This window comes from Bacillus sp. GW823-FHT06A10 (genome assembly GCF_058795375.1).
On record NZ_JBXAHT010000003.1, the window covers coordinates 476,205 to 497,275 of the forward strand.

Annotated in this window: 22 protein-coding genes; 9 read left to right on the forward strand and 13 right to left on the reverse strand. The window is 37.1% G+C overall.

The genetic code is table 11. The features are described 5' to 3' along the window. Positions 1-273: 273 nt before the first annotated feature. The 4 genes from speB to AC1Q8M_RS23185 form a co-directional block, all read right to left on the reverse strand. Positions 274-1,146, reverse strand: a complete 873-nt coding sequence (speB, locus tag AC1Q8M_RS23170; RefSeq protein WP_001209831.1) for an agmatinase — start codon at positions 1,144-1,146, stop codon at positions 274-276. 218 nt (positions 1,147-1,364) lie between these two features. Further along, positions 1,365-2,192 (reverse strand): polyamine aminopropyltransferase, encoded by an 828-nt coding sequence (gene speE / locus AC1Q8M_RS23175; protein WP_000424696.1) that lies wholly within the window; start codon positions 2,190-2,192, stop codon positions 1,365-1,367. Positions 2,193-2,356: 164 nt separating this feature from the next. Beyond that, the gene (locus tag AC1Q8M_RS23180; RefSeq protein WP_000444233.1) at positions 2,357-3,520 is read right to left on the reverse strand and encodes an MFS transporter; all 1,164 of its coding nucleotides are present in this window, start codon (positions 3,518-3,520) and stop codon (positions 2,357-2,359) included. Positions 3,521-3,525: 5 nt separating this feature from the next. After that, positions 3,526-3,933, reverse strand: coding sequence for a MerR family transcriptional regulator (locus tag AC1Q8M_RS23185; RefSeq protein WP_000276560.1), 408 nt, complete (start codon positions 3,931-3,933; stop codon positions 3,526-3,528). A gap of 152 nt (positions 3,934-4,085) precedes the next feature. Between AC1Q8M_RS23185 and AC1Q8M_RS23190 the strand changes: the two genes are divergently transcribed. Then, complete coding sequence (locus AC1Q8M_RS23190; RefSeq protein ID WP_098360956.1) at positions 4,086-4,811, forward strand: glycerophosphodiester phosphodiesterase; 726 nt, start codon at positions 4,086-4,088, stop codon at positions 4,809-4,811. Between the two features lie 100 nt (positions 4,812-4,911). Continuing rightward, positions 4,912-6,963, forward strand: a complete 2,052-nt coding sequence (locus AC1Q8M_RS23195; RefSeq protein WP_000372960.1) for a transglycosylase domain-containing protein — start codon at positions 4,912-4,914, stop codon at positions 6,961-6,963. Positions 6,964-6,997: 34 nt separating this feature from the next. Here AC1Q8M_RS23195 and AC1Q8M_RS23200 read toward each other — a convergent pair whose 3' ends face one another. Beyond that, positions 6,998-7,507 (reverse strand): YwhD family protein, encoded by a 510-nt coding sequence (locus tag AC1Q8M_RS23200; RefSeq protein WP_000136682.1) that lies wholly within the window; start codon positions 7,505-7,507, stop codon positions 6,998-7,000. Between the two features lie 25 nt (positions 7,508-7,532). Beyond that, entirely contained in the window at positions 7,533-8,207 is a 675-nt protein-coding gene (locus AC1Q8M_RS23205; protein ID WP_000372443.1) for a site-2 protease family protein, read from the reverse strand. 112 nt (positions 8,208-8,319) lie between these two features. Here AC1Q8M_RS23205 and thmT point away from each other — a divergent pair, with 112 nt between their 5' ends. Beyond that, positions 8,320-8,505, forward strand: a complete 186-nt coding sequence (gene thmT, locus AC1Q8M_RS23210) for a 2-hydroxymuconate tautomerase (RefSeq protein ID WP_001147171.1) — start codon at positions 8,320-8,322, stop codon at positions 8,503-8,505. A gap of 38 nt (positions 8,506-8,543) precedes the next feature. Here the strand turns inward: thmT and AC1Q8M_RS23215 are convergent, their stop codons facing one another. The 6 genes from AC1Q8M_RS23215 to AC1Q8M_RS23240 form a co-directional block, all read right to left on the reverse strand. Then, the gene (locus tag AC1Q8M_RS23215) at positions 8,544-9,848 is read right to left on the reverse strand and encodes an HD domain-containing protein (RefSeq protein WP_000262741.1); all 1,305 of its coding nucleotides are present in this window, start codon (positions 9,846-9,848) and stop codon (positions 8,544-8,546) included. A 145-nt stretch (positions 9,849-9,993) separates the two neighbouring features. Continuing rightward, positions 9,994-10,932 carry an ABC transporter substrate-binding protein gene (locus AC1Q8M_RS23220; protein ID WP_000787724.1) on the reverse strand — a complete coding sequence of 313 codons (939 nt, stop codon included), beginning with the start codon at positions 10,930-10,932 and terminating at the stop codon, positions 9,994-9,996. Between the two features lie 190 nt (positions 10,933-11,122). Beyond that, entirely contained in the window at positions 11,123-11,935 is an 813-nt protein-coding gene (locus AC1Q8M_RS23225) for an ABC transporter ATP-binding protein (protein ID WP_000212068.1), read from the reverse strand. Positions 11,936-11,950: 15 nt separating this feature from the next. Continuing rightward, on the reverse strand, positions 11,951-12,967 hold the full coding sequence (locus AC1Q8M_RS23230; RefSeq protein ID WP_001260757.1) for a FecCD family ABC transporter permease: 1,017 nt from the start codon (positions 12,965-12,967) through the stop codon (positions 11,951-11,953). Beyond that, on the reverse strand, positions 12,964-14,019 hold the full coding sequence (locus AC1Q8M_RS23235) for a FecCD family ABC transporter permease (RefSeq protein ID WP_000388296.1): 1,056 nt from the start codon (positions 14,017-14,019) through the stop codon (positions 12,964-12,966). Before AC1Q8M_RS23235 ends, AC1Q8M_RS23230 begins: the two co-directional genes overlap by 4 nt. A 312-nt stretch (positions 14,020-14,331) precedes the next feature. Further along, the gene (locus AC1Q8M_RS23240) at positions 14,332-14,556 is read right to left on the reverse strand and encodes a YuzB family protein (RefSeq protein WP_000526079.1); all 225 of its coding nucleotides are present in this window, start codon (positions 14,554-14,556) and stop codon (positions 14,332-14,334) included. Positions 14,557-14,840: 284 nt separating this feature from the next. Here AC1Q8M_RS23240 and AC1Q8M_RS23245 point away from each other — a divergent pair, with 284 nt between their 5' ends. Both AC1Q8M_RS23245 and lipL read left to right on the forward strand, forming a co-directional pair. Continuing rightward, positions 14,841-15,533 carry an RsfA family transcriptional regulator gene (locus tag AC1Q8M_RS23245; protein ID WP_000868358.1) on the forward strand — a complete coding sequence of 231 codons (693 nt, stop codon included), beginning with the start codon at positions 14,841-14,843 and terminating at the stop codon, positions 15,531-15,533. A 128-nt stretch (positions 15,534-15,661) separates the two neighbouring features. Further along, complete coding sequence (gene lipL, locus AC1Q8M_RS23250) at positions 15,662-16,507, forward strand: octanoyl-[GcvH]:protein N-octanoyltransferase (protein WP_098855730.1); 846 nt, start codon at positions 15,662-15,664, stop codon at positions 16,505-16,507. Positions 16,508-16,556: 49 nt separating this feature from the next. Here lipL and pta read toward each other — a convergent pair whose 3' ends face one another. Further along, the gene (gene pta, locus AC1Q8M_RS23255) at positions 16,557-17,528 is read right to left on the reverse strand and encodes a phosphate acetyltransferase (RefSeq protein WP_000067215.1); all 972 of its coding nucleotides are present in this window, start codon (positions 17,526-17,528) and stop codon (positions 16,557-16,559) included. A 254-nt stretch (positions 17,529-17,782) separates the two neighbouring features. Between pta and hemQ the strand changes: the two genes are divergently transcribed. The 4 genes from hemQ to gerQ all read left to right on the forward strand — a co-directional run bounded on the left by hemQ (position 17,783) and on the right by gerQ (position 21,042). Beyond that, positions 17,783-18,526, forward strand: coding sequence for a hydrogen peroxide-dependent heme synthase (gene hemQ, locus AC1Q8M_RS23260; RefSeq protein ID WP_001287595.1), 744 nt, complete (start codon positions 17,783-17,785; stop codon positions 18,524-18,526). A 190-nt stretch (positions 18,527-18,716) separates the two neighbouring features. Beyond that, complete coding sequence (locus AC1Q8M_RS23265) at positions 18,717-19,988, forward strand: serine hydrolase (protein WP_098360957.1); 1,272 nt, start codon at positions 18,717-18,719, stop codon at positions 19,986-19,988. Between the two features lie 175 nt (positions 19,989-20,163). Beyond that, positions 20,164-20,586: a cell wall hydrolase CwlJ gene (gene cwlJ / locus AC1Q8M_RS23270; protein WP_000538155.1), complete on the forward strand. Its 423-nt coding sequence runs from the start codon at positions 20,164-20,166 to the stop codon at positions 20,584-20,586. A 27-nt stretch (positions 20,587-20,613) separates the two neighbouring features. After that, positions 20,614-21,042: a spore coat protein GerQ gene (gene gerQ, locus AC1Q8M_RS23275; protein WP_000068652.1), complete on the forward strand. Its 429-nt coding sequence runs from the start codon at positions 20,614-20,616 to the stop codon at positions 21,040-21,042. Positions 21,043-21,071: the final 29 nt, after the last annotated feature.

Sequence of the window (21,071 nt, forward strand, 5' to 3'; positions counted from 1 at the left end):
GCAAGAGCCCTCTAATCATATAGAGGGCTCTTACTTTATCTAGCTGCAGCGGCTAGAATGATCGGTGGCTTCGCTTCTTCCTTCGAGGCAAAAAGAGCCTCTACGTCTGAAGCTCCATCCCCCTCACATTCTGAGCGAGCCGCTTCCGCTTTTATTTCTATCCAGTTACACCTCCTAGACCCTTGCGTCTAAGAACCTTCCCTGCCAAAAGGTAAAAAGCACCTTTTGCAGGAAAGAACCTTAGTCACCGGGTCTAAACAGTCGGCTTCACTTTTATTTCACCCAACCGAGCAGCATTTCCCGCACGAATTTGCTTGCTGCGACTGGTGTTTGATCACTATGGTCGTAGACTGGGGCTACTTCTACTAAGTCTGCTCCAACTACATTTATATTTGAATTTGCAATTGCTACGATGGAATCTAATAATTCTTTAGATGTGATACCGCCAGCTTCTAACGTTCCTGTTCCTGGAGCGTGAGCTGGGTCTAATACATCAATGTCGATTGTGACATAGACTGGGCGTCCAGCAAGTTTCGGTAATACTTCTTTTAACGGTTCTAATACGTCAAATTTATATAAGTTCATACCTACTTCTTTCGCCCATTCAAATTCTTCCTTCATTCCAGAACGAATTCCGAAAGAATATACGTTTTCCGGACCAATTAAATCACACACTTTACGAATTGGTGTAGAGTGGGATAAAGGCTCCCCTTCATACGATTCACGTAAATCAGTATGAGCATCCATGTGGATGATTGCTAAATCCGGATATTTTTTTGCCATTGCCTTAAAAATTGGCCAAGACACTAGGTGCTCACCGCCGAGACCTAGTGGAAACTTATCGGCATCTAAAAGTTTTGATACATACTCTTCAATCATGTCTAAGCTGCGTTGTGCGTTTCCGAATGGTAATGGGATATCACCCGCATCAAAATATTTTACCTCTTCTAATTCACGATCTAAATACGGACTATATTCTTCAAGACCGATTGATACTTCACGAATACGTGCAGGGCCAAAACGAGATCCTGGACGGTAACTTACTGTCCAATCCATAGGCATCCCATAAATAACTACCTTTGACTCTTCAAAACTTGGATGACTTTTAATAAATACTTTACCTGAATAAGCTTCATCAAAACGCATATTCTTTTCCTCCTTATGTGGAACTTAAGGTATCCCAACCTTTCACTATTTCTCAAATTTGGAGCGAATTGCTCCTCTTTCTCGATTTACCGGGTCTTCTTTTTAACAACAAGAAGACGATTTTCTCTACAGAAGTGTAAGTAGCTAGCATGTTCAAGTCTTCTGGACAAACACCTTAAATGAGCTACTCACACTTTATTTGTTCAAGCTCGATTTTCTTACTTAATTAAATCGCCAACAAATTTCGGTAATGCGAATGCTGCGTTGTGTAATTCTTTTGTGTAGTATTTCGTTTCGATTTCGTGGAAACGCTCTTCACTTACTTCTAATGGATCATGTTTTTTAGATCCAATTGTGAACGTCCAAAGACCACTTGGGTATGTTGGAATATTAGCTGTGTATAAACGAGTAATTGGGAAAATTTCTTTTACATCTTTAAACACAGTCGTAATTAACTCTGGTGTGAACCAAGGGTTGTCCGTTTGTGCAACGAAAATACCATCTTCTTTTAACGCTTTTGAAATTCCAGCGTAGAAGCCTTTTGTAAATAGGTTTACTGCTGGTCCTACTGGCTCAGTAGAATCTACCATAATTACATCGTATTCATTTTCGCTTTCTGCGATATGTAGGAAACCGTCTCCTACTTTTACTTCTACACGCTCATTATCTAATGCGCCTGCAATTGATGGTAAGTATTGTTTAGAGTACTCAATTACTTTTCCATCGATTTCAACAAGAGTTGCTTTCTTTACACTTGGGTGTTTTAACACTTCACGAATAACACCACCATCACCGCCACCAACAACTAATACGTTTTCAGGGTTAGGATGTGTAAATAAAGGTACGTGCGCTACCATTTCATGATAAACGAACTCATCTTTTTCTGTTGTCATAACCATGCCATCTAAAATAAGCATGTTTCCGAACTCTTCCGTTTCAACCATATCAAGTTTTTGGAATTCTGTTTGCTCCGTATGTAATGTGCGGTTAATACGCGCCGTAATCCCAAAATGTTTTGTTTGTTTTTCAGTGAACCATAGTTCCATCGTACAATCACGCCTTTCAATGCAAATTTATAATAGGGACATCATTAATGTCCCCTAACAAAAATAAAACAAAACATCCAAAATGTATAGTTAAAAGTACAAAAATACCGAAAATATATTTTAGTCAGAGGGTTCTAACATATATGTATAAAGAAAACCCTTTCTTAAGAAAGGGCTTTTGTCTCTATTTCTACTGGTTTACGAATTGGAATTAGGATCATAATACAACCAACTAACACCACAATTCCACCTACTAAAAACGGGCTTTGTGGTGAAACAGTATGACCGATAATTCCTGATAAAATCGGAGCAATTGCGCCCCCTAACCAACGAACAAAGTTATAAACACCTGACGTAACAGATCTTTCATAAGGTGAAATATCCATTACATAACTTGTATATAATGCATTGTTTAAGCCAGATGCTAATCCTGATAAAACGATAAGAGTAATTTGTAACCACATAATTTTCACAAAGAATAGTGCAATTAAGAAAATCGCAAATACAAGTAAACTACCCTTCAATAATGTTTTTGGTTCATATTTCCCTTCTAGCTTATGTGCTAAAATTGCAGAACCGTAAGCTAACGCTAATCCCCATCCGCAAAATACAAAGCCTAATTGAATAGCTGATAAATGCATAATAAGTGGTGAATATGCTAACACAACGAAAAATCCGTAGTAGTATAACATTCCTGAAATCGCACCTTGCATAAACGGTTTATACTTCACCAGGTTAAGTAATTCTCCTACGCCAGCAGCCTTACGCTTCACTTTTCGCTCCGGTTCTTTTACAAAAAAGAATACTAAAATAAATGCTAAGAAAATTAAAATACTCGTCGCGAAAAATGGATAACGCCAAGAATGTCCACCTAATATTCCACCCAATAACGGCCCCCCAGCCATACCTAAGCCGATCGCTGCTTCGTATAATCCTACTGCTTCATGAACTTCTTTACTTAATGCTATTAACAGCGTCATTGCTGTAGCAAAAAACATCGCATTTCCTAATCCCCATCCAGCACGGAAAAGAGATAATTGAGCAATCGTTTGCGATATACCACATATAAACGCAAATACAGTCACAATCGCAAGACCGATTGTCATCATCCGTTTATCACCAAATCTTGATGCAAATATACCAGCTGGTAACATCATGATTGCCATCGTTAAAATATAAGCAGTAAATAACATTTCAACTTGCCAATGCGTTGCACCAATTTTCTCTGCAATAATCGGCAAAATTGGGTCGACTACTCCTATACCCGAAAAGGCAAGGAAGGTAGCCACCACTGTAATCAATCTCCCTAGTTTTTGTTTGCTCTCCATTTTGATTACTCTCCTTTTGTGCTCTCTAAAAATGTTACTGCACGATGTAAACTATCTTCAAGTTCTGCCTTTACACGTTGCATTTGCTCCATTTTTTCGTCTAACGTTTGCACTTGTTTTTCAAGCATATCTTTAATTTCTTGAATCACTTCACGATCACGAGGGTTCTCGCTATTTCTTCTTTGCTCCATTCTTTCTTTTAGTGATAAGAAATGCTGCATTTCTTGAAGTGTGATTCCTAGCACTTCTTTCGCTTCTACAATTCTTTTAATTCTGGCAATATCCTCATCCGTATACAGACGAATATTCCCCTCACTACGTTCTGGGGGATGAATTAAACCAATTTCCTCATAATAACGAAGTGTACGTTTTGTTAAACCGACTTGCTTTGTTACTTCATCAATTTTATACATGTTTATTCCTCCCTTCACTTGATTATTACATTTTACGTTAACGTTAACTTTTCTGCAACTGTTAGACTTTTGTAAATGTTTATCATATTCAATTGTATTTTCCCTAAAGCAGTTTCATAATGAAAGAAAAGAGATAATAAGGAGAATTTCACATGAGTAAACCACTTATTTTCGCTCACCGCGGAGTAAAAGGTACACATCCCGAAAATACGATGATTGCCTTCCAAGAAGCAGAACGCATTGGCGCTCACGGAATTGAACTCGATGTCCACTTATCAAAAGATGGTGAACTTGTCGTAATTCACGATGAAACCGTCGATCGTACAACAAATGGCGCTGGACTTGTTTCGGAAAAAACGGTAGAGGAACTACAATCATTGGACGCTGGTAGCTATAAAGACCCTTCTTTCCATGAAGCAAAAATCCCAACGTTGCGTGAGATTTTCATTTGGCTTTCCACAACGAACTTACAACTAAATATTGAATTAAAGACAGATGTTATTCATTACCCAAATATTGAGGAAAAAGCTGTTGCACTTGTGCGCGAATATCATCTTTCTAATCAAATTGTATTTTCATCATTTAACCATGACTCTGTTTCATTATTAGCAGAAATTGCTCCTGAAATCCCAAGAGCAATTTTATATGATACACCGATTGCTGATCCAATTGCCGAAGCAAAACAGAGAAAAGCAAGTGGATTACATCCAAACTTCCAGCTATTAACGAAAGAATTTGTGCAATTAGCACAAGAGCAAGGATATGTTTTCCGTCCATATACAATTAACGAATACAAAGATTTACAAACTATGATTGATTATGGTGTAGATGTCATCATTACCGATTGGCCAGCACGTGCCTTTGAGCTCCTTTCTTAATGGAAGGAGCTTTTTATTTTCGAAATTTCATTGTTTAAAATAAATGAAAACCCTCAATACTAATACAATAACGCTTGTATTAATGAGGGGCTGAAAAAAGATGGATCAGACTATGAATCCAAAACTTAAAAAATATAAACGTCTTTTCTTCACCGCAATGTTTTCTTGCGTCCTTTTCTTCGTTTTTTCTTTTTTTGTTATTATTATAGTCGCAAAAATTATGGGACCTCCTCCTGTTGCGGTCCCGCAAACAAGCGTCTTTTACGCAAACGATGATACTGTTATTGGACAAAGTAATGAAATTCAAAAACGTTACAATGTATCTCTCAATGAAATTTCTCCTTATGTAAAAGAGGCGACACTATCTATCGAAGACCAACGATTCTACAAACATCACGGCTTCGATGTGAAACGGATTGCGGGTGCAATTGTTGCTGATTTAAAAGCGATGGCAAAGGTACAAGGAGCTAGTACAATTACACAACAATACGCGCGTAATCTGTATTTAGATCATGATAAAACGTGGAAACGGAAATTATTAGAGGCAATGTACACTGTCCGCCTTGAAGTAAACTATAATAAAAATCATATTTTAGAAGGATATTTAAATACAATTTATTACGGACATGGCGCTTATGGAATCGAAGCTGCGTCCCGTCTATATTTCGATAAAACAGCAAAAGATTTAACATTAGCAGAAGCTAGTATGCTCGCAGGTATCCCGAAAGGGCCAAGTGTCTATTCTCCCTTTTTGAAAGAGGATCGTGCTAAAGGACGACAAGCTCTCATATTAGATGAAATGGTCGAACAAGGATATATTACGAAGCAACAAGCAGCCTTAGCGAAGAAAGAGCCACTAACTTTTGCCTCATTAGATACGAAAAAAGTAGCAGAGGTCGCACCATATTTCCAAGATGCTGTACAAGCTTCGCTTCTTCGTGATGTTGGATTAGACGAACAAGCTTTACAACGGGGTGGCTTGCGAATTTATACAACGCTAGACCCTAAACTACAAGCTGTAGCAGAGCAAGCTGTAAAAGATCATATACCTGACACAACAAACATACAAACTGCTCTCGTCTCTATGAATCCAACGACAGGTGAAGTGGCTGCTCTTGTTGGCGGAACTGATTATACTACGAGTCAATTTAACAGGGCTACACAAGCCGTTCGTCAGCCTGGTTCTACATTTAAGCCATTTCTATATTATGCAGCATTAGAACGAGGATTCACGCCTGCTACGCGCTTAAAAAGCGAATATACTGTATTTACTTTAGGTGACGGCGTTTCAAAGTATAAACCAAAAAACTATAAAGATTATTATGCAGATGATTTTGTAACGATGGCACAAGCTCTCGCAGTCTCTGATAACATATATGCTGTAAAAACGAATTTATTTTTAGGAGATGACGCACTCGCAAAAACAGCAAAACAATTTGGAATTACAAGTGCATTAAAAGATGTGCCTTCTCTAGCTCTCGGCACATCACCCGTAAAACCAATTGAAATGGTTAACGCTTATAGCATGTTCGCAAACGGTGGAAAAGAAGTAAAACCTACTTTCATTCGCCGCATTATGGATCATGAAGGAAATATATTATACGATGCTCATTTAGAGAGTAAACAAGTTCTCGACAAGAGCAAAGCGTTTGTAATGGAAGAAATGATGACCGGTATGTTTAATAAGAAACTAAGCAGTTATGCTGCTGTAACTGGCCAATCGATGTTATCAAAATTATCAAGAACATATGCCGGAAAATCCGGTTCTACTGAAACGGATAGTTGGATGATCGGATTTACTCCGCAAATCGTAACAGGTGTATGGGTCGGATATGATCAACCTAAATCTATTTCAAACGTAGCAGAACAAGGATATGCGAAGAAAATATGGACTGATACGATGGAGAAAGGCTTAGATGGACAGCCCAAAAAAGAATTTAAACAACCAGGTGACGTCGTAGCGGTTAATATCAACCCAGAGAACGGTAAAATTGCTACAAAAAATTGTCCTATTTCTGTGAAAATGTATTTCGCTAAAGGTACCGAACCGACTGAATATTGTATGGATCACGTCGATGATAAAGAAGAATTTGAAAAAACGACTGAAGAAAAGAAAAAAACAAGTTGGTGGAAAAAATATCTTCCTTGGTAAAAAAAATAGCTGACGGGCATCCGTCAGCTATTTTTTATTCACTTAATAATGCAAGGCGCAATTCTTCACTAGATTCGTTCCAAATCGCTTCATTATGTTCTTTCAAGAACGTACCAAGTACTTTTTTAGATGATTCATCCATATGGTCAACCATAATGTGACGCTTCATTGATTTATCCATTTTGTTTACGTGTTCTGGAAGTGATTTATATCCGCGACGAATTTCACGGTCTACTGTCATTTCACAAGCTGTTACACCTGCGTAATAAGCACCAGTTGCAGTTCTTTCAATCGTTACCCAAACAAGCCAAAATGGTTTTCCGTTTGGAACTTCATCTTTATTTGTTAAAAACTTAATACCTTTTTCTACTGTACTACGCGCATGCATCGCACCGATATCAACGAATGCGGTTTTCTCTAGTACATCAACAAATACAGGTGAAATGTTTTCTAGGCTTAATGCCCCAACACCAAATCCACCATGTCCATCTGTTGAATCATTTTTCACAATATTAAAACCGATTTTTTTCTTTTTCTCTGTCATATGTAAAATCCTCCTCACTTAAAAATTATAAAAGGCCAAAAATAGGCGCAATGATACTTTGTAAAAACATTAATACATGCGGAATAACTACCTGGAAAATAGGTTGAATTGTGTAATTACTAAGCGGTGTAATAACGAGAATTAATAACGCAATCGCTCCATATTTTTCATACTGTGTCATTTTCGCGCGAATATTTGCTGGTGCTAAATCTTCCACTACACGATACCCATCAAGTGGCGGGATCGGTAATAAATTAAATACAAGTAAAACAATATTTAACATAATAAAGAGCTCAAAAAACTTTCCTAATGTTTCAGCTACTGCAACTGGAACTGCATCTAACACTCCAAATACTGCTAAGCTATACAAAATAATTAAACCAATTGCACTTAAAATTAAGTTACTAATCGGCCCTGCAATTGAAACTAATATGCCTGCAAGACGCGGTCTTTTAAAGTTATATGGGTTAACAGGAACCGGTCTTGCCCAACCGAATCCAAGAATTAATACTGCAATCAAACCGATAGGGTCTAAATGAGCCATCGGTGATAACGTTAAACGCCCTTGTCTCTTTGCTGTATCGTCCCCAAATTTATATGCAACATATGCATGTGCAAATTCATGAACGGATAATGCAATAATAATCGCCATTGCTACCAACGGAATTTCGTGCAATGGATATCTAAATAACTGATCCATACTTCATCTCCTCTTCCATATGTCAAAAAAAGAAATTATTTGTTTTTTCGATTGTTCTTCCCCATAATCCGCTATAATAAGAGTGTAACTTACATAAAAGGAGCGATTGTACATGCCATACGTAACAGTGAAAATGCTAGAAGGACGCACAGAAGAACAAAAGAAAGCTCTTGCTGAGAAAGTAACAGCAGCAGTAAGCGAAACAACTGGTGCTCCTGAAGAAAACATCGTTGTTTTCATCGAAGAAATGTCTAAGAATCATTATGCAGTTGGCGGAAAACGCTTAAGCGACAAATAATTTCAAGTTTTTCATAAGAAGCAGCCACTAGCTGCTTCTTATTTCTTTCCTTCTAACAACTCAATAATTCTCTCTTTATATTTTCCTTTTCTTCCATCTTCATAGATTAAATCATGTGGATAGAATAGCTTTTGGTCCGTTCTTTTCTTACCTGTAATCGCCTCAACAATATCCGATTCACGTGAAAGCTCTCTAAGCTCTCCGTTTGGCATAAGAAGTAGGATTGGCAAACGCTCTTCTTCTTCTCCTGCACGATAAAAGTCATACGGTAAGTCTGATGTTGAATCAACTACTAAATAATACTCCGGATCAAGTCCAATCTTTTTAAATAAACTACTTAATTCCATCCAATTATCTAAACCGTGTTTATCTGTAAACTCTACATATTTAAATAGATTTCGATTCATAAAACGGCGGCATAGATCGCTTAAAATTGGATCTTCTTCTTCCTGCCATACTTGGAAGTAGTAATACATAACGTTCTCGTCTAACTTTAAATAATCCTCTACTGTTACTTCTTCTTCAAATAAAGAATAGAAATGAACAGGATGATTTTTAAATGTATAATACTTCTCGTGCAATGATTTAGCACGGTGTAAAATCTTCGTTAAAATAACTTCTGCACTTCGCGTTACCGGATGGAAATATACTTGCCAATACATTTGATAACGACTCATAATGTAATGCTCAACAGCATGCATACCACTATTTTTAATGACTACTTGATCCCCATACGGGCGCATTACACGCAGTATACGTTCCATATCGAAGTTTCCATACTTTACGCCTGTAAAATAAGCATCTCTTAATAAATAATCCATACGATCCGCATCAATTTGGCTCGAAATCATACTAATTGCTAATTTATTAGTAGACGTTTTTGCAATTACATCTGCTACCTTTTGTGGAAACTCCTTATCAACACGACTTAATACATCATTAATCTCCGTATTGCCAACAATAATCTTTTGCGTAAATTTCTCATGATCTAATGAAAATACTTTTTCAAACGAGTGAGAAAATGGGCCGTGACCGACATCATGAAGTAATGCCGCACATAAACATAACAATCTATCTTCAGCATTCCAATTTGGTCTGCCATCAAACACATCATCAATCATACGACGAATAATTTCGTATACACCTAACGAATGAGTAAAGCGACTATGCTCTGCACCGTGAAATGTAAAAAATGTCGTTCCAAGCTGCTTAATACGGCGCAAGCGTTGAAATTCTTTCGTTCCGATTAAATCCCAAATAACACGATCACGCACGTGCACATATTTATGTACTGGGTCTTTAAACACTTTTGTTTCGCTGAGTTTGTCGTTTAAATATACCACTTTCCGACATCCCCCTTTCTTTACTACATTCTTACTTTATATTATAAACGAAATGAGAAACAGAAAGAAATGAAAGACTGTATTAATTACCTTTATAAAAAGAAAAAATCACCTTTACCGAAGTAAAAGTGATTTCCTTTATACATTATTTACCTAAAACGAATTCAGCAACTTCGTCTAAGATCATATCTTTCCCTAATGGGAAGTAACCTTTGTTTAAGTCTTCATTTTTAATTGTGAATACGTGGTTGTTTTTAACAGCGTTCATGTTTTTCCAAATTGATTCTTCTTGGAATTCTTTTAAGCGCTGAGAACCGTCACCAGTTGTAAATACGAATAAGTAATCTGGGTTGTAATCGATTAAAGCTTCTTTTTGTACTTGTACTAGTGGTTTATCAGTTGGTGTACCTTTAACTGCTGGTAGTTTTAAATCATTAAAGATTACGCTACCGTAACCGTAGTCACCGTATACGCGGAAAGCATTTGGATACGCAGCCATTTTCATGAATGTTGCTTCACCAGTTTTAGCGACGATTTTGTCATGTAATTTGCTTGCTTTTTCATCATACTTTTTGAACCATTCTTTTGTTTCTTTTTCTTTACCGAAGATTTGACCTACTTCTTCGAATTTTGGACGCCATTGATCTAATGGAGTGTTTAACATAACTGTTGGTGCAATTTTAGATAATTGATCATAAATCTTTTCTTGACGATTATTTACAAGAATTAAATCTGGTTTTGCAGCAGCTACTGCTTCGATGTTAATTTTATCGCCCCAAGCAGAACCAACTGGTTTAACGTCTTTTAGTTTCTTTTCAATATGTGCATCAATTTTTTCTTGAGATGTATTAGCAGTAATAACCGGTTTCATACCGAAAATTAATAATTCTTCTGTTGAACCACTAAGGTCAGCAATTTTCTTTGGGTTTGCAGGAATTTTAATTTCCCCTTTTGCATGTTTTACAGTGCGCTCTTCAGTCTTTGCATCTGCTTTCTTTTCTTCTTCTTTGTTAGAACAAGCAGCAAATAGTACAGAAGTCACAACTAATACCATTGCTAATAGTGCCATTTTAAAATTCTTCATGTTCCCACTCCTTCTAGCTGTATTTATCTTATAAGTTGCAATGAACTATAAGAAACGAAGATAACAATTAATCAATATATTTTTATTAATTGTTGTTAATACCCCATTCTAACGGGCGTTCAACTTCCCATTCTTATATAAGAAGCTCAACGTCCATTAGAAGTCCCCCCTCTTCACGAGGGGGTTCTACTTAAGCTTTTTTACGCAATTGATTACTAATCATCGCTAAATCATATGTTAAGCAAATTGGCTTACAGTTTACTGGACATGGAACGATTTGAGCTTCAATCTCAAATACGTTACGAAGTGTTTCACTTGTCATAACTTCATCTGGTGTTCCTTGTTTCATTAACTTACCTGCTTTTAATGCAATCATATGATCTGAGAAACGAGAAGCGTGGTTTAAGTCATGGATAACCATAACAATCGTTCTACCTTCTTCTTCATTTAACTTTTTCAATAAGTTTAATACTTCTAATTGATGAGCCATATCTAAGTACGTTGTTGGTTCATCCAATACAAGTAATTCTGTTCCTTGTGCAAGAGCCATTGCAATCCAAACACGTTGACGTTGACCACCAGATAGCGCTTCTGCTGGACGATTCGCAAATTCTTTCATTCCTGTCACTTCAAGTGCCCAGTTAATGTAGCGATAATCCTCTTCTTTCAACGTGCCAAACCCTTTTTGATGAGGGAATCTTCCGTATGACACAAGCTCAAATACAGTAAGACCCGTTGGTACTTCTGCAGTTTGTGGTAAAATCGCCATTTTCTTTGCAATCTCTTTCGTTGGCTGTTTCTCAATTGCTTTTCCGTCAAGATAAACAGTACCTTGTTTTGCCTTCAAAATACGAGACGCCGTTTTTAATAATGTGGACTTCCCACAACCATTTGGCCCAATAATTGTTGTAATTTTCCCTTCCGGAATTTCAACTGTTAATCCATCAATAATTAAACCTTCATTATAGCCAACAGATACCGCATCAACCGCTAAAGTTGCCATACGAAAAGCCTCCCTTTATTTTGTCCTCATAAGTAAATAAATGAAATACGGTGCACCAATTACAGAAATAACAAGACCGACTGGTATTTCTGAAGTTGTTAGTACACTTCTTGAAATTACGTCTGCGAATAAAAGTAAAAACGTTCCTATTAGCGCAGCTGTGGGCAACATGATTTGATGTTTGCCACCAACAAGGCGCCTTGCTAAATGCGGGGCCATTAAACCGATAAAGCCAATTCCACCGGCAACAGCAACAGATGCACCCGCTAAACAAACTGCAATAAATAATAATTTACGTCTTTCTTTTTCTACATTTACACCAAGGCCAACTGCTGTAGAATCGCCTAGGTTCATTACATTTAATATGTGTGCTTTACTTATAGCAAGCGGTAAGAAAATAACCATCCATGGAAGTACACTTAATACAAATTTCCAATCTGTACCCCATAGACTTCCCGCCAGCCAAATCGTAGCAAAACGAAAATCGTTAGATGTCATCTTCATAGAGAAAATTAAACTAACAGCTCCAAATCCAGCTGCAACGGCAATACCGACTAGTATTAATCGAGTCGATGAAACGCCGTCTTTCCATGCTAATAAATAAATAATTACCGCTGCTAATATCGCTCCAACTAGTGCGAAAAATGGAAGAATGAATACAGATAAAAATGTACCAGTCCCTACTTTCCCGAAGAAGAAGTAGACGAATATAACAACTGTTAATCCCGCTCCAGCATTAATCCCTATAATACCTGGATCAGCAAGTGGATTTCGTGATAAACCTTGCAAAATCGCACCTGACATAGCTAAAGCAGATCCGACTAGTATAGCAATTACCATACGCGGCATACGGAATTCAAATAAAATAACAGACTGATCTTCAGCCCCTAGTCCAACCAATGACTTTAATACGTCCATTGGGGGTATTTTAAAAGTTCCTGTATTTAAACTAATAAGAAATATAGAAACGATTAGTCCTACTAAAATCGTTAATATAGAAATGTTCTTTTTTGTTAAGACACTCGTCCTCACATCTTTCCTCTCCCTTCATTACGTGCTAAGTAGAGGAAGAATGGAACCCCAATTAGCGCTGTAATTGCTCCAATTGGCGTTTCAAATGGCGGGTTAATAACGCGAGATAACATATCTGCACATTCAATTAACAGCCCGCCTAAGACCGCAGAACATGGAATAACCCATCTATAGTCCGAGCCTACAAGGAAACGAGTCATATGCGGGATTACAAGACCAACAAACCCTACTGATCCTGCCATGGAAACTGCGGAACCCGTTAAAACAAGAACAAGTACTGTTCCGATAAATTTAATTAATGTCGTATTTTGACCAAGTCCAATTGCAATTTCTTCACCGAAGCTCAAAATTGTAATATATCTCGACATCATAATTGCGATAAAAAGACAAACAAGGCCAATTGGCACTAACATATTAATACTTTGCCATTTCACTCCAGCAACTCCGCCTGCATTCCACATGCTCACCTCTTGGGCAAGATTAAAATACAATGCGATTCCAGATGAAATTGCCCCTAATAAAGCACTAATAGCTGCACCTGCTAAAGCTAATTTCACAGGTGTTAATCCACCTGGTGAAGAAGACCCAATTCCATATACAATGCTTGCACCAAACGCAGCTCCAATAAAAGATGCGATAACAAACATTAAATAAGGTGAATTAGGGAAAAATGCATACATAATTGCAATTCCAAATACAGCCCCATCTGTAATTCCCATTAACGATGGTGAAGCAAGTGGATTTCGCGTCATGCCTTGCATAATTGCTCCTGATACCGCTAAAAAGGCACCTGCAACTACGCCCCCTATTGCTCTAGGCATGCGAAGCTCTTGAATTACGTTATGATGCGTAATAGATCCATCAAACTGAAATACAGCTTGCCATACAGTCTTTAAACTAATATCTGCAGCCCCAAAAGAAATAGAAACTGCCATGCTTAAAGCTAACAAAACTGTACCCGCTACTAAAATAATAGAAGCGATGAGCGGTCTGCTCTTAATCTCTTTAACATTCTCTTCTTGCTGTTCTATACTGCTTGCGCTCGCTTCCATCCCTCAACCATCCTAACCAACAACATATATTTATTAAAATGAAATTTATTCTCAAATAGTAATAAAAAAATTAGGTGAATTGTTATTTTCCTGATAATGATTCTCAGAATCAGACACTTCTATTCTACCTATCGCTTTAAAAGACTGTCAACCATTATTTTGAAATATAAATTTATATAAATTGGAACTTTAATACAAAAGTTATATCCATCCTTTAGAAAACGTTCGTCCACACAAGAGTACTTTCGCAGAATAAATCTTTCCTCTTATGGGCATAAAAAAAGAAGAGTAATCTTTTCACTCTTCTTTTTCTTACTTATTTAACTTTGCTTCAATTTTTACGATTAACTCATCTTCTGTTGGAGCCGCAACTGGACGGTTATTTACAAATGCGAATGATTTTTTACGACCAGGACCACAGTAAGACTGACATCCAACTTCAATCGTTGCACATGAATCTACTTTTTTTAACTTCGGAACTAACGTTTTAACGTTCGTTGCCTGACAGTCATCGCACACGCGAAATTCGTTTCCCATTATATAACACTTCCTCTATTTTAAACTTTTCTCAAGTTCGTTTAAAAATAAACACTAAATGGTATTTTACCGCTCTTTGAAGCTCGTTGCAAGTTTCCCTACAAAGCCTATTCTCTACATAATGCTACATATTTATATGCTCTCCTACAGAAGCGCTCACCATTCATGGGAAAATTTTTACCTTTCATCGAAATCTACCATATTTTTAAAAGCTTTGTATAAAAGTTTATTTTTTTGCCCATTATAAAAATAGGAAGTTCATAAAAAGAAAGGGAGTTGAATCTATGAAAGTAAGACAAGATGCTTGGACAGATGAGGATGATTTATTACTTGCTGAAACGGTACTTCGTCATGTTCGAGAAGGAAGTACGCAATTAAATGCATTTGAGGAAGTAGGAGATCAGTTAAATCGTACATCTGCTGCTTGTGGTTTCCGCTGGAATGCTGTCGTTCGCTATAGCTATGAACAAGCTCTTCAACTAGCAAAAAAACATCGTAAAGATAAAATGCGTGCTGCAAGCGGTGAACAAGCGAAAAAACGTTTACTTTATACACCACCAGCTTCAGATTCGATAACTGATTATGAAGAATTAGTACAAGAGGAATCAATCGTACAATATAAAGAAGCTATTCCATATCAAGAATCTACTGCTCCTGCTGCAAGAAGCTCTATGACAATGCAAGATGTTATTTATTTTTTACAAACAGTCGGATCTTCAAATATAAAAGTGACAGCTCTTGAAAACGAGAATACGAGATTGAAACAAGAAATTAAAGCACAAATCCTTCGGAATGAGGAACTAGAGAAGAAACTAGAAAAGTTAGAAAAGCAATCTCATACTGTACAAGAAGATTACGAAACACTTATGAACATTATGAACCGAGCTCGTAAATTGGCAGTCATGGATGACGAAGAACGTTCTCAAACATCTTTCCGAATGGACCGAAACGGTAATTTAGAAAAAATTGCAGAATAAAAAGGATGCATGTAATGCATCCTTTTTATTATTTCACCTTTAAGCTCCTCCTTTATATGTGAGAAAACTCCATTCTTCATTTTTTGCTATAATAGAGATTGTCATTTTAAAGATAAGGGGTTAGTTATATGAGCAATTCCCGTTCCATTTTATCTCAGCCAGAGTGGCGCATTGTAGATCAGTCTAGTTTGGGACCAACATTCCATGCACTTCAGTCATTCGCAATGGATGACACATTATGCACAAGCATTGGAAATGGCAAGTCAGCCGCAACAATGCGTTCTTGGGTTCATCACAATACAATTGTCCTTGGCATTCAAGATTCACGCCTTCCGCATTTAGAAGAAGGTATTTCTTTTTTAAAACAACACAACTTCAATGTTATTGTTCGTAATTCTGGCGGGCTTGCAGTCGTGCTTGATGAAGGTGTTTTAAACGTATCACTTTTATTCCAAGAAACAGAAAAAGGTATCGATATTGATCTTGGATACGATACGATGTGGCATTTAATTAAGGAGATGTTAAAGGATTACAACGTTACTATCGAGGCAAAAGAAATTGTTGGCTCTTACTGTCCTGGTAGTTATGACTTAAGTATTTGCGATCAAAAATTCGCTGGTATTTCACAACGTCGTATTCGCGGCGGTGTCGCTGTCCAAATTTATCTCTGTGCTACCGGAAGTGGCTCTGAGCGTGCCGCACTCGTTCATGATTTCTACAACCTAGCAATTCAAGGAAAAGAAACACGCTTTACGTACCCTGAAATTGTACCAAGTACGATGGCCTCACTCTCAGAATTACTTGGCGAAACCATTACAGTACAAGATTTAATGATGCGTCTTTTAAAAACATTGCAGCAATTCGCTCCAAAGTTAACACCATCTCAATTAACAATAGATGAGATTCCTTTATATGAGACGAATTTACAACGTATTATTGATCGTAATAATAAAGCACTTGGCTTAGAAAAATAAAAATGACCACCCTAAGGGTGGTCATTTTCCATACCAATTCATTTTAGAATTAAAGTGCTTGAGCTGCTGTAATTAAAGCTAACTTGTACACTTCTTCTTCGTTACATCCACGAGACAGGTCATTTACAGGCATGTTTAAACCTTGTAAGATTGGTCCTACTGCTTCGAAGTTACCTAAACGTTGAGCGATTTTGTAGCCGATATTACCAGCTTCTAAGCTTGGGAATACGAATACGTTAGCATCACCTTTAATTGTAGAACCTGGAGCTTTTTTCTCAGCTACAGATGGTACGAATGCAGCATCGAATTGGAATTCTCCATCTAAAGTTAACTCAGGAGCCATTTCTTTTGCAATGCGAGTTGCTTCTACAACTTTTTCTGTTTCTGGAGATTTCGCAGAACCTTTTGTAGAGAAGCTTAACATAGCAACGCGTGGATCAATGCCGAATAACTCAGCAGTTTTCGCACTTTCGATACCGATTTCAGCTAAATCTTGGCTGTTTGGTGCAATGTTAATTGCGCAATCAGCGAATACATATTTCTCTTCTTCACGTACCATGATGAATACGCCAGAAGTTTTTGTAACGCCTGGTTTTGTTTTAATAATTTGAAGTGCCGGACGAACTGTATCAGCTGTAGAGTGAGCTGCACCACTTACTAAACCGTGTGCTTTGCCCATGTATACAAGCATTGTACCGAAGTAGTTTTCGTCTTTAAGGATTTTGCGAGCGTCTTCTTCAGTTGCTTTACCTTTACGGCGTTCAACGAAAGATGCTACCATTGCATCCATTTCTTCGTATGTAGCTGGGTCGTAAATATCAACGCCTGCTAATGTTAAATTCATGCTAGCAGCTTTTGCGCTAATTTCTTCCTTATTACCAACTAAGATTGGTTTTACTAACTCTTCTTTTGCTAAACGCTCTGCAGCGCCTAAAATTCTTTCATCAGTTCCTTCAGGAAGTACGATAGAAATGCCTTTTCCTTGAACTTTTTCTTTTACTGTTGTAAATAAGTTGCTCACGAATAAACCCTCCTACATATGTTAAAAAACTCTATCTTTAAGAATACTGCTTTTCTTCTATATTTTAAACTTATAGCTCCCAAAAAATAGATAAAATAAAAATGATTATATTTTCATAAAATTCAGCCGTTAAATTCACCTCGCTTAAACACTTAAATGTGACAATTTTATGCGCCAAGGTTTTATATAGATGATTTTAAAACTATATATGCTATAGTTAACGTGTAAAACTATCATTAACTGAGGTGAATAGAATGAGTGAAGCAACAACAACGTTAGATGGCTGGTATTGTTTACATGATTTACGTTCTATTGATTGGGCTGCATGGAAAACATTATCTAGCGACGAACGCGGACAAGCAGTGTCTGAATTTTTAAATGTCGTTGAAAAATGGAACGAAGTAGCTACTGCGAAAAAAGGTAGTCACGCAATGTATACAGTTGTTGGTCAAAAAGCTGATATTATGCTTATGATTTTACGCCCAACAATGGAAGAGTTAAATGAAATTGAGACAGAATTGAATAAAACAACATTAGCTGAATATATGGTTCCTGCATATTCTTACGTATCTGTTGTTGAACTAAGCAACTACCTTCCAGCTGATGAGGATCCATATCAAAATCCACAAATTTTAGCTCGCTTATATCCTGAATTACCGAAAGCAAATCATATTTGCTTCTATCCAATGGATAAGCGTCGCCAAGGTGATGACAACTGGTACATGCTTCCTATGGAAGAGCGTAAAAAAATGATGTACAGTCACAGCAAGATTGGTCGCCAATACGCAGGGAAAGTACGCCAAGTTATTTCAGGATCTGTTGGATTCGATGATTTCGAGTGGGGCGTAACATTATTCGCTGACGATGTTCTTCAATTTAAGAAACTTATATATGAAATGCGATTTGATGAAGTAAGTGCTCGTTATGGTGAATTCGGAACATTCTTCGTTGGAAACATCTTACCAGACGAAAAAGTAGAGAAATTTTTACACATATAATATTGAAAAAGGGACGAAATTCGTTCCTTTTTTTATTTCCCTCTATATTTCTCCTCAAAAAACTCCTTTTTCCCGCAAATTCGAACAAAAACCGACAAATTCCTTACAAAATTGTAACTTTTCTATATCCAAATTCATGCTAAAATGGTACGAGCTATATGCTAATAACGATGCGAAGGTGATAATTTATATGAAGAAAATCTTGTCTATTTTACTAGCGCTTCTATTGTCAATTTCTTCCTTAGGAGTAACAACATCCCATGCGGAAGAAAAAATACAAATAGAAGCTGCTGCTGCACTTCTATTTGATGCAGATACAGGGAAAATACTGCATGAACAAAACCCAGACGAACTGCTAGCTATTGCTAGTATGTCAAAATTAATTGTTGTTTACGCTGTTTTAGAAGCAATTAAAGAAGGGAAAATTACTTGGGATACGAAAGTAAATATTTCCGATTACGCTTATGAAGTCTCACGTAATAATGAATTCTCTAACGTACCATTTGAGAAAGGACGTCAATATACTGTAAAAGAATTATATCATTCTATTGTTATCTTCTCTGCAAACGGGTCTAGTATTGCTTTAGCAGAGCTACTTGCAGGAAGTGAGAAAAACTTCTTAAATCTTGCAAATGAACATGCAAAAAAACTAGGGTTAAAGAAATATAAATTTGTAAACGCTACTGGTTTAAATAACGCTGACTTAAAAGGGAAACATCCCGAGGGTACTGATCCAAATGCAGAAAACTCTATGTCAGCTCGCGATATGGGTATACTTTCAAAAGCAATGATTACAAAGTATCCAGAAATGCTAGAGGATACAAAACAAAGATTTAGAAACTTCCCAGACAATCATCCAAAACCAATTCGTATGGAAAACTGGAACTGGATGTTACCAGGAGCTGCCTTCGCTTATGAAGGTACTGATGGTTTAAAAACAGGAAGTTCTGATACAGCTGGATATGGATTTACTATTACTGCGAAACGCGGTGATTTACGTCTTATCTCGGTTATTATTAAAACGAAATCAATGGACGAGCGCTTCACAGAATCTCGTGAATTAATCGAATATGGATTTAATAACTTCGAAAAACAAAAGCTCAAGGTTGATAAAAATAACACAATCTCTGTAGTAAAAGGGAAAGAAGATCAAGTAACGGTTGCACCTGAAAAAGAAATAACAGTAATTGCGAAAAAAGGTAGCAAAGATCCTTATAAAATTGGGACTGAATTAGATAAATCTCTTGCTGAAGATGGACATTTAGTTGCTCCTGTTAAGAAAGATGCTAAAGTAGGCTCAATTACTTTAGCATCAACTGATAAATATGGTTTCTTAGACGGTAGTAAAAGTATGAAAGTTACTGCAAAAACAACAGAGGAAGTTGAAAAAGCAAATTGGTTTGTGCTAACAATGCGCTCTATTGGAGATTTCTTCTCAAACTTATGGTCTAAAGTATTTTAATGATGAAAAGCTAGCTCACGCTAGCTTTTTTTATTTTCCTCTCTCAATGTAAAACTTCGTTTGGTTGTCATATCTGAGTCCTTTTTCTCATACGTATGAACTAGTAATTGTTCCACACTTCATCTAGAAATAAACCTCTTTCCAAAAGGTATTACAAAAAGAGAGGTGACACATAATGGGTGTTATTGCTTATAACGAAGCAGATGTAAAGTTGTTAGCTAGACTGATGCGTGCTGAAGCCGAAGGAGAAGGGCAACAAGGAATGTTAATGGTCGGAAACGTTGGGGTAAATCGTGTCCGCGGAAATTGTTTAGACTTTAAAAGTATTCGTAATTTACGTCAAATGGTGTATCAAAATCCTGGTGGTTTTGAGGCAACACAAAAAGGATATTTTTATCAAAGAGCCCGTGAACAAGATATCGCCTTAGCAAGGCGAACTATTCAAGGACAACGTTTTTGGCCCGCTAACTTTGCCTTATGGTTCTTTAGACCTGAAGGTCCTTGTCCACCAACTTGGTATAACCAACAAAACTCTGGTCGCTTCAAAAAGCACTGCTTCTTCCAACCATCTGGTGAAGACTGTCCTAGCGTATATTAAGAGATGAAAATGAGGAGGGATTTTTGAATGGCACAGCAACAAAATCCGTACTATGGAACAGGTTTTTATCAACCATCTGGAACTTATGTCCAACCACAACAAATGACTCAACAACAACAGCAAGCAATGCAACAACAAACAGCTCAAGCTGCGCAAGCTCAATATGCAATTTCTCAAGGCATGTTACCTCTAGAGCAATCCTATATTGAAAATATCCTTCGTTTAAACAAAGGTAAGCAAGCTACAGTTGTAATGACTTATGAACGTGGCAGTTCCCTTGGTACACAATCTTATACAGGTATTATTGAAGCAGCCGGCCGTGACCATATCGTTATTAGTGAACCGCAATCAGGAAAACGCTATTTACTATTAATGATCTACTTAGATTACGTAGAATTTCCAGAAGAAATTACGTATTTACCTAGTCAACAAGCAACTTATACTCCAAGACCATAAAAAAAGCTGGCAAATGCCAGCTTTTGTTT

What these genes read in the sequence shown, in the direction of transcription:
- gerQ (WP_000068652.1), top strand. Translation starts at nt 20,614, where the DNA reads ATGGCACAGCAACAAAATCCGTACTATGGAACAGGTTTTTATCAACCA.
- AC1Q8M_RS23245 (WP_000868358.1), top strand. Translation starts at nt 14,841, where the DNA reads ATGAAAGTAAGACAAGATGCTTGGACAGATGAGGATGATTTATTACTT.
- AC1Q8M_RS23200 (WP_000136682.1), bottom strand. Translation starts at nt 7,507, where the DNA reads ATGACAGAGAAAAAGAAAAAAATCGGTTTTAATATTGTGAAAAATGAT.
- AC1Q8M_RS23225 (WP_000212068.1), bottom strand. Translation starts at nt 11,935, where the DNA reads ATGGCAACTTTAGCGGTTGATGCGGTATCTGTTGGCTATAATGAAGGT.
- AC1Q8M_RS23190 (WP_098360956.1), top strand. Translation starts at nt 4,086, where the DNA reads ATGAGTAAACCACTTATTTTCGCTCACCGCGGAGTAAAAGGTACACAT.
- AC1Q8M_RS23205 (WP_000372443.1), bottom strand. Translation starts at nt 8,207, where the DNA reads ATGGATCAGTTATTTAGATATCCATTGCACGAAATTCCGTTGGTAGCA.
- lipL (WP_098855730.1), top strand. Translation starts at nt 15,662, where the DNA reads ATGAGCAATTCCCGTTCCATTTTATCTCAGCCAGAGTGGCGCATTGTA.
- speB (WP_001209831.1), bottom strand. Translation starts at nt 1,146, where the DNA reads ATGCGTTTTGATGAAGCTTATTCAGGTAAAGTATTTATTAAAAGTCAT.
- cwlJ (WP_000538155.1), top strand. Translation starts at nt 20,164, where the DNA reads ATGGGTGTTATTGCTTATAACGAAGCAGATGTAAAGTTGTTAGCTAGA.
- thmT (WP_001147171.1), top strand. Translation starts at nt 8,320, where the DNA reads ATGCCATACGTAACAGTGAAAATGCTAGAAGGACGCACAGAAGAACAA.
- AC1Q8M_RS23235 (WP_000388296.1), bottom strand. Translation starts at nt 14,019, where the DNA reads ATGGAAGCGAGCGCAAGCAGTATAGAACAGCAAGAAGAGAATGTTAAA.
- AC1Q8M_RS23195 (WP_000372960.1), top strand. Translation starts at nt 4,912, where the DNA reads ATGGATCAGACTATGAATCCAAAACTTAAAAAATATAAACGTCTTTTC.
- AC1Q8M_RS23240 (WP_000526079.1), bottom strand. Translation starts at nt 14,556, where the DNA reads ATGGGAAACGAATTTCGCGTGTGCGATGACTGTCAGGCAACGAACGTT.
- AC1Q8M_RS23220 (WP_000787724.1), bottom strand. Translation starts at nt 10,932, where the DNA reads ATGAAGAATTTTAAAATGGCACTATTAGCAATGGTATTAGTTGTGACT.
- AC1Q8M_RS23265 (WP_098360957.1), top strand. Translation starts at nt 18,717, where the DNA reads ATGAAGAAAATCTTGTCTATTTTACTAGCGCTTCTATTGTCAATTTCT.
- AC1Q8M_RS23180 (WP_000444233.1), bottom strand. Translation starts at nt 3,520, where the DNA reads ATGGAGAGCAAACAAAAACTAGGGAGATTGATTACAGTGGTGGCTACC.
- AC1Q8M_RS23185 (WP_000276560.1), bottom strand. Translation starts at nt 3,933, where the DNA reads ATGTATAAAATTGATGAAGTAACAAAGCAAGTCGGTTTAACAAAACGT.
- hemQ (WP_001287595.1), top strand. Translation starts at nt 17,783, where the DNA reads ATGAGTGAAGCAACAACAACGTTAGATGGCTGGTATTGTTTACATGAT.
- speE (WP_000424696.1), bottom strand. Translation starts at nt 2,192, where the DNA reads ATGGAACTATGGTTCACTGAAAAACAAACAAAACATTTTGGGATTACG.